The organism is Streptomyces sp. NPDC058307 (assembly GCF_042880295.1).
In the GTDB taxonomy this organism is placed as follows: Bacteria; Actinomycetota; Actinomycetes; order Streptomycetales; family Streptomycetaceae; genus Streptomyces.
On the sequence record NZ_JBHVYZ010000016.1, the window covers coordinates 1 to 7,020 of the forward strand.

The window sequence follows — 7,020 nt, forward strand, 5'->3', positions numbered from 1 at the left end:
CCACGTTGCCGTGCTTGTCGGCCAGGCACTGGGTCTCCACGTGCCGGGGGCGGTCGAGGTAGCGCTCGACGAAGCACTCGCCGCGGCCGAACGCGGCCACCGCCTCGCGCACCGCGGAGTCGTACAGCTCGGGGACCTCTTCGAGGGTGCGGGCGACCTTCAGGCCGCGGCCGCCGCCGCCGAAGGCGGCCTTGATGGCGATGGGCAGGCCGTGCTCGGTGGCGAAGGCCACCACCTCCTCCGCGCCGGAGACCGGGTCGGAGGTGCCGGCCACCAGGGGCGCGCCGGCCCGCTGGGCGATGTGCCGGGCGGCGACCTTGTCCCCCAGGTCGCGGATGGCCTGCGGGGGCGGGCCGATCCAGATCAGGCCCGCGTCCAGGACCGCCTGCGCGAACTCGGCGTTCTCGGAGAGGAAGCCGTACCCCGGATGGACGGCGTCCGCGCCCGACTCCCGCGCGGCGCCCAGGACCTTGCCGATGTCCAGGTAGCTGGTGGCCGGGGTGTCACCGCCCAGAGCGAACGCCTCATCCGCGGCGCGCACATGCACGGCGTCCCGGTCCGGGTCGGCATACACGGCCACGCTCGCGATACCGGCATCCCGGCAGGCCCGGGCCACGCGGACAGCGATTTCGCCACGGTTGGCGATGAGCACCTTGCGCACGATTGAGGCTCCCTCCTTGAAACAAGCCGAGTTTAGGGACTGCCGACACGGCTCTTCGACCCGTCCCCTGTGGTGACCTTCCCCACACGGAGCGTGATACGAGCATGCACGACCCGCGAAATCCCTTGTCGCACCTCGGTACGCAGGGCTCCTCCCGGAAACCCTAGCCCTCCTCTGTGGCCAAGGTCTCTGTGAGAGCGTGCTGCGGACCACTCCGATTCTTTGTGGAGTCCCTACGAATGGCCCAATGATTCTTTGCCCGCGGCCGAACCCTTGTCCCGCGGTTTACCCGTTAGTAGCGTTCGCGCTGTATTGAACGTACGTCGTCAATCAAGAGCGCGGCTCGAAAGTGGGTGGGGACCGGTGATACGCAGGCCGGTGGCGTGGGTCGTGGCGGTGGTCCTCCTCGCCGAGGCTTTCGGCGTCGCGATGCTCAACTGGATCATGGGCAGTCTCGTCGACGCGCAGAACATGTCGCTGGCCGGTCTGGACCCGGGCGCGATGTCGATGTCCTCGAAGATCGGCGGGATCGTCTTCGGCCTCTACTTCGCGCTGTGCGCGCTGGTCGCCCTGCTGGTGGCGGTCCGCGACCGGCAGCCCGCCGGGCTCGGCCGCATCCTGCTGATCAGCGCCGCCGTGGTGCACGGCCTGCTGGGCGCGGTCGCCTGGGCGCTGATCGGCTGGTCCTCGTTCCTCTTCATGCTCGTGATGCTCACGCTGATCGTGCTCGTGCTGGTGACCTACGACGGACGGCGGGAGCCGGCCGCGGCGGAGCCGCACGACACGCAGCCGCTCACGCCTCCGGCGGCGCCCACAACTCCGTGATGCCGACGCCCAGCCCGGCCAGCAGCCGGCGCAGCAGCGGCAGGCTGAGGCCGATCACATTGCCGTGGTCGCCGTCGATGCCCTCGATGAACGGGGCCGAACGGCCGTCCAGTGTGAACGCCCCCGCGACGTGGAGGGGTTCGCCGGAGGCGACGTAGGCGGCGATCTCCTCTTCGGTCGGCTCGCCGAAGCGGACGACGGTGGAGGCGACCGCGGAGACATACCGGCCGCTCGTCGTGTCGTAGACGCAGTGGCCGGTCTGCAGGGTGCCCGCGCGCCCGCGCATGGCCTTCCAGCGGGCCGTCGCCTCCTCGGCGTCGGCGGGCTTGCCCAGTGCCTCGCCGTCCAGGTCGAGCACCGAGTCGCAGCCGATCACCAGCGCACCCTTGACCTCGGGCTTCGCGGCCACGACGGAGGCCTTGGCCTCGGCGAGGGCGAGGGCGAGTTCGGCGGGGGTGGGGGCGGAGACGGCGTCCTCGTCGACCCCGCTCACGAGCACCTCGGGGGTGAGGCCGGCCTGCCGCAGCAGGCCCAGCCGGGCGGGGGACTGGGAGGCGAGCACGAGTCGGCGGCGCGGCTGATCGGTCATGCGGTCAGCGTAGTCCGATCAGCGCAACCCGATCACGATCATCGCGAGCACCATGGCCAGCGCCAGGAAGACGCTCAGTCGCCGAAGCATGTCCTGCGTGTCGCGCAGTTCCTTCGGCGGTTCGTTCTCGGGGTCGGACCACAGCATGCTTCCAGGGTGCGGCGATTTCGCGGGGAGCGCCTGAGTACGCGTACTCAACTTCCCGGGGTGCGGCCGGTCCGGGGGCCCGGACCGGCCGGTGTCGCCCGTCCGCTAGGACGGCCAGTAGGTGCGGGTCCACGCCGTCGGGCCCGGCTGGGGCAGGCGGCGGCCCGCGATCCTCGACGGGTCGGACCACGCGGCCCTGGTCTCCTCCGCGCCCGACGGCGTCTCCGTCGCCGCCGCGGCGCGGGCCCTGACCACCGCCAGGGCGGCGGCGAGCTCCTCCGGGGTGGGGTTTCCCCGTACGACCTTGATGTTCATGACGGCTCCCGGCGGGGCTAGAGGGGGATGTTGCCGTGCTTCTTGGGGGGCAGGGTCTCGCGCTTGGTGCGGAGCTGGCGCAGGCCCCGGACCACATGGCGGCGGGTGTCCGACGGCATGATCACGGAGTCGATGTAGCCGCGCTCGGCCGCGATGTAGGGGTTGAGGAGGGCGTCCTCGTACTCCAGGATCAGCCGGGCCCGGGTCGCCTCCGGGTCGCCGGCGGCCTCGGCCTCCGCGATCGTGCGGCGGTGCAGGATGTTGACCGCCCCCTGGGCGCCCATGACGGCGATCTGGGCGGTGGGCCAGGCGAGGTTGATGTCCGCGCCGAGGTGCTTGGAGCCCATGACGTCGTAGGCGCCGCCGAAGGCCTTGCGGGTGATCACCGTGATGAGCGGGACGGTGGCTTCCGCGTAGGCGTAGATCAGCTTGGCGCCGCGGCGGATGATGCCGTCGTGCTCCTGGCCGACGCCCGGGAGGAAGCCGGGGACGTCCACGAAGGTGATCACCGGGATGTTGAAGGCGTCGCAGGTGCGCACGAAGCGGGCCGCCTTCTCGGACGCGGTGATGTCCAGGCAGCCGGCGAACTGCATCGGCTGGTTGGCCACGATGCCCACCGGGCGGCCCTCGACGCGGCCGTAGCCGGTGAGGATGTTCGGCGCGTACAGCGGCTGCGTCTCGAAGAACTCGGCGTCGTCCAGGATGTGCTCGATCACCGTGTGCATGTCGTACGGCTGGTTCGCGCTGTCCGGGACGAGCGTGTCCAGCTCGCGGTCCTCGTCGGTGACCGCGAGGTCCGCCTCCTCCGGGTAGACCGGCGGCTCGGACAGGTTGTTGGACGGCAGGTACGACAGCAGCTGCTTGACGTACTCGACCGCGTCCTTCTCGTCCCCGGCCATGTGATGGGCCACGCCGGACACCGCGTTGTGGGTGCGGGCGCCGCCCAGCTCCTCGAAGCCGACGTCCTCACCGGTGACCGTCTTGATGACGTCCGGGCCGGTGATGAACATGTGCGAGGTCTGGTCGACCATCACCGTGAAGTCGGTGATCGCCGGGGAGTACACGGCCCCGCCCGCGCAGGGACCGACGACCAGGCTGATCTGCGGGATGACACCGCTCGCGTGGGTGTTGCGGCGGAAGATCTCGCCGTACGCGCCCAGCGAGGCCACACCCTCCTGGATGCGGGCGCCGCCGGAGTCGTTGATGCCGATGACCGGACAGCCGGTCTTCAGCGCGAAGTCCATCACCTTGACGATCTTCTGGCCGTAGACCTCGCCCAGCGCGCCGCCGAAGACGGTGAAGTCCTGGGAGAACACGGCGACGGGGCGGCCGTCGACGGTGCCGTACCCGGTGACGACACCGTCGCCGTACGGGCGGTTGTTCTCCAGGCCGAAGTTGGTGGAGCGGTGGCGGGCGAACTCGTCCAGCTCGACGAAGGAGCCCTCGTCGAGGAGCAGGTCGATGCGCTCACGGGCCGTCAACTTGCCCTTGGCGTGCTGCTTCTCGACGGCACGTTCGGAGCCGGCGTGCGTCGCCTCCTGGATGCGGCGCTGGAGATCCGCGAGTTTGCCCGCGGTGGTGTGGATGTCGATCTCTTCCGGCTCGGACATCGGGATGTGGCTCCCTGCCTGCTCAAAAGGGGGGACGGTTACTCATCCGTAGAGTAGTGGTGCCCCTCCGAAACAGCAGTGCGGCGTTTCACACACCTAGGGTGGCTTGCATGACGCCGCGAGATGTTTCAGGAGACGACAGCCGTTGGTCGGACCTCGACCGGCCGCCCCTCAACGCCGCCGCGCTGCGCCGCGGCCTGGTGCGGGAGGGCGGCCTGTGGTCCGGGATCGAGGTGGTGACCCGCACCGGCTCCACCAACTCCGACCTGGTCGCCCGCGCCGCCGCGGGCAAGGCGGCCGAGGGCGCGGTCCTCGTCGCCGAGGAGCAGAGCGCGGGGCGGGGCCGCCTGGACCGGCAGTGGACCGCGCCGCCGAGGTCGGGCCTGTTCTTCTCCGTTCTGCTGACACCCGGGGACGTGCCGGTGGCCCGCTGGGGCTGGCTGCCGCTGCTGACGGGGGTGGCGGTGGCGACCGGCCTGTCGCGGGCGGCGGGCGTGGACACCGCCCTCAAGTGGCCCAACGACCTCCTGGTGACCGTGGGCGGCGAGGAACGCAAGGCCGGCGGGATCCTCGCCGAACGGGCGGGCGAGGGAGGAGTCGTCGTGGGCGTCGGCATCAACGTCACCCTCCGGGAGGACGAGCTGCCCGTCCCCACCGCGGGGTCCCTGGCGCTGGCCGGAGCGGTGAGCACCGACCGGGACACCCTGCTGCGAGCCGTCCTGCGCTCCCTGGAGGAGTGGTACGACCGCTGGCGCGCGGCGGCGGGCGACCCGACGGTGAGCGGCCTCCAGGAGACGTATGCGGCGGGGTGCGCGACGCTGGGAAGAACGGTGCGGGCGGAGTTGCCGGGAGATCGTTCGCTGGTGGGGGAGGCGGTGGCGGTGGATGGCGACGGCCGCTTGGTGATTGCGACGGAGGAAGGGGTGCAGCAGCCAGTGGGTGCGGGAGACATCGTGCACCTGCGACCGGCGTAGACGTGGCCTGGCCAGGGGCGCGGGGAACTGCGCGACCAGCCACGACGCCCCGGCGGCCGACCAGAGAGGCAAGCCACTCACGGTCTGTCGGTTCCACCTGGCGGAGCGAGGACGTGAGCTGGCGCACACCTGCCGTACAGTTGAGGCCGGTCGATACCTGACCGTGACAGATCGGAAGGGCAGCAGGCGTGACCGCAGACGACACGGGCTCCGGCGCGGACGCGACCCCGCACCCGCTCGCCGTGCGTCTCGAACAGCTCATCCTCGGCGCCGAGCGGCGCTACACCCCCTTTCAGGCGGCCCGCACCGCCGGCGTCTCCATGGAGCTGGCCACCCGCTTCTGGCGGGCGATGGGCTTCGCCGACGTCGGCCAGGCCAAGGCGTTCACCGAGGCGGACGTCCTCGCGCTGCGCCGGCTCGCCGGTCTCGTCGAGGCGGGGCTGCTGAGCGAGGCCATGGCCGTACAGGTGGCGCGGTCCACCGGGCAGACCACCGCCCGGCTCGCCGAGTGGCAGATCGACTCCTTCCTGGAGGGCCTGACCGACCCCCCGGAGCCGGGCATGACCCGCACCGAGGTGACGTACCCGATCATCGAGCTGCTCCTGCCCGAGCTGGAGGAGTTCCTCGTCTACGTCTGGCGCCGCCAGCTCTCCGCCTCGGCGGGCCGGGTCGTGCAGGCCGCCGACGACGACGAGATGGTCGACCGGCGGCTGTGCGTCGGCTTCGCCGACCTCGTCGGGTTCACCCGGCTGACCCGCCGTATGGAGGAGGAGGAGCTCGGCGAACTCGTCGAGGCCTTCGAGACCACCGCCGCCGACCTCGTCGCCGCGCGCGGCGGGCGGCTCATCAAGACCCTCGGCGACGAGGTGCTGTACGCGGCCGACGACGCGACCGTGGCCGCCGAGATCGCGCTGCGGCTGATCGAGACCATGGCGAACGACGAGACCATGCCCGAACTGCGCGTCGGCATCGCCTTCGGCACGGTGACCACCCGAATGGGTGATGTCTTCGGTACGACGGTGAACCTCGCCTCCCGGCTGACCTCGATAGCTCCCCGCGACGCCGTCCTCGTCGACAGCGCCTTCGCCGAGGAGCTGATCCGGCACGGCGAGGCGCCCGCCTCCGAGGCGGAGGCGGCCGAGGCCGCGGCCACCGCCGAGAAGGAGGGCGAGGAGCCGCCGACGTACCGCTTCGCGCTCCAGCCGATGTGGCAGCGGCCGGTGCGTGGACTCGGCGTCGTCGAGCCCTGGCTGCTGACCCGCAGGGACGTGCCCCTCTCCTAGCCGCCCTGCCGCACGCAGAGGCCGACGATCGGCACGCAGAGGCCCGGCGCGGGCGCGGGCCGGGCCGCGTGAGTGGGCTGTGGCGTGGGCGTCGGCGCGGGTGGGGGCGTGGTCGCGGTCGTCGGCGGGGCGTGGGGCCGCGGTGTGCTGCTCGCCGTGGGGGCCGGGGGCGGTGCCGGTGCCTGGGTGTTCGGGGCGTCCGGGATCGTCGTCGGGGCCGCCGCGAAGGGCAGGGGTACGGCGGTCGCGGACCCTGCCGGGGCCTGCGAGGCGCCCGGTGTGGGCGTCGCGGAGATCCCGCCCATCGCCGTGGTCGACGACGGGCTCGCCCGCGGGACGGAGCCCACGGCCGCGGCGGCGTACGTCGTCCGGTCCTTGCCGGTGCCGGTGCCGGTGCCGGTGCCTGGGTCGAGGGCGATGTCCGTGTCCGCGCCGGGGGCGGCCTGGGGGTCCGGCTCCGCCGCGCCGAAGGCGCCCACTCCCGCGTCGGGGGTCAGTCGTACGAGGCTCAGGGCGCCGGCGGCCAGGGCGAGGCCGCCCGCTGCGAGCAGCACCTTGCGGGGGCGGGGCTGCGATGATCGGAGCGTTCTTGTTAACCCGCGTTAACCGGGAGGGT

9 protein-coding genes are annotated in these 7,020 nt (G+C 72.0%); 3 read left to right on the plus strand and 6 right to left on the minus strand.

Features of this window, described 5'->3' with window-relative positions; genetic code table 11:
- Nucleotides 1-661, minus strand: a 661-nt coding sequence (locus tag ACFVYN_RS14195; protein ID WP_389997331.1) for a biotin carboxylase N-terminal domain-containing protein, incomplete at its 3' end; no start/stop codon positions are given.
- A 363-nt stretch (nucleotides 662-1,024) separates the two neighbouring features.
- Here ACFVYN_RS14195 and ACFVYN_RS14200 point away from each other — a divergent pair.
- Nucleotides 1,025-1,486: a hypothetical protein gene (locus ACFVYN_RS14200; protein WP_389997334.1), complete on the plus strand. Its 462-nt coding sequence runs from the start codon at nucleotides 1,025-1,027 to the stop codon at nucleotides 1,484-1,486.
- Here the strand turns inward: ACFVYN_RS14200 and ACFVYN_RS14205 are convergent.
- The 4 genes from ACFVYN_RS14205 to ACFVYN_RS14220 all read right to left on the minus strand — a co-directional run bounded on the left by ACFVYN_RS14205 (nucleotide 1,455) and on the right by ACFVYN_RS14220 (nucleotide 4,147).
- Entirely contained in the window at nucleotides 1,455-2,075 is a 621-nt protein-coding gene (locus ACFVYN_RS14205) for a nucleoside triphosphate pyrophosphatase (protein ID WP_389997337.1), read from the minus strand. The genes ACFVYN_RS14200 and ACFVYN_RS14205 overlap by 32 nt on opposite strands.
- An 18-nt stretch (nucleotides 2,076-2,093) precedes the next feature.
- Nucleotides 2,094-2,222 carry a morphogenic membrane protein MmpB gene (mmpB, locus tag ACFVYN_RS14210; RefSeq protein ID WP_352389017.1) on the minus strand — a complete coding sequence of 43 codons (129 nt, stop codon included), beginning with the start codon at nucleotides 2,220-2,222 and terminating at the stop codon, nucleotides 2,094-2,096.
- 105 nt (nucleotides 2,223-2,327) lie between these two features.
- Nucleotides 2,328-2,537 (minus strand): acyl-CoA carboxylase subunit epsilon, encoded by a 210-nt coding sequence (locus tag ACFVYN_RS14215; RefSeq protein WP_352389016.1) that lies wholly within the window; start codon nucleotides 2,535-2,537, stop codon nucleotides 2,328-2,330.
- 17 nt (nucleotides 2,538-2,554) lie between these two features.
- Nucleotides 2,555-4,147, minus strand: coding sequence for an acyl-CoA carboxylase subunit beta (locus tag ACFVYN_RS14220; RefSeq protein WP_389997341.1), 1,593 nt, complete (start codon nucleotides 4,145-4,147; stop codon nucleotides 2,555-2,557).
- A 110-nt stretch (nucleotides 4,148-4,257) separates the two neighbouring features.
- Between ACFVYN_RS14220 and ACFVYN_RS14225 the strand changes: the two genes are divergently transcribed.
- Nucleotides 4,258-5,121, plus strand: a complete 864-nt coding sequence (locus tag ACFVYN_RS14225; protein WP_389997344.1) for a biotin--[acetyl-CoA-carboxylase] ligase — start codon at nucleotides 4,258-4,260, stop codon at nucleotides 5,119-5,121.
- A gap of 188 nt (nucleotides 5,122-5,309) precedes the next feature.
- Nucleotides 5,310-6,404: an adenylate/guanylate cyclase domain-containing protein gene (locus ACFVYN_RS14230; RefSeq protein WP_389997347.1), complete on the plus strand. Its 1,095-nt coding sequence runs from the start codon at nucleotides 5,310-5,312 to the stop codon at nucleotides 6,402-6,404.
- Here ACFVYN_RS14230 and ACFVYN_RS14235 read toward each other — a convergent pair.
- Entirely contained in the window at nucleotides 6,401-6,958 is a 558-nt protein-coding gene (locus ACFVYN_RS14235) for a hypothetical protein (RefSeq protein WP_389997350.1), read from the minus strand. The two genes, ACFVYN_RS14230 and ACFVYN_RS14235, sit on opposite strands and share 4 nt — an antisense overlap.
- Nucleotides 6,959-7,020: the final 62 nt, after the last annotated feature.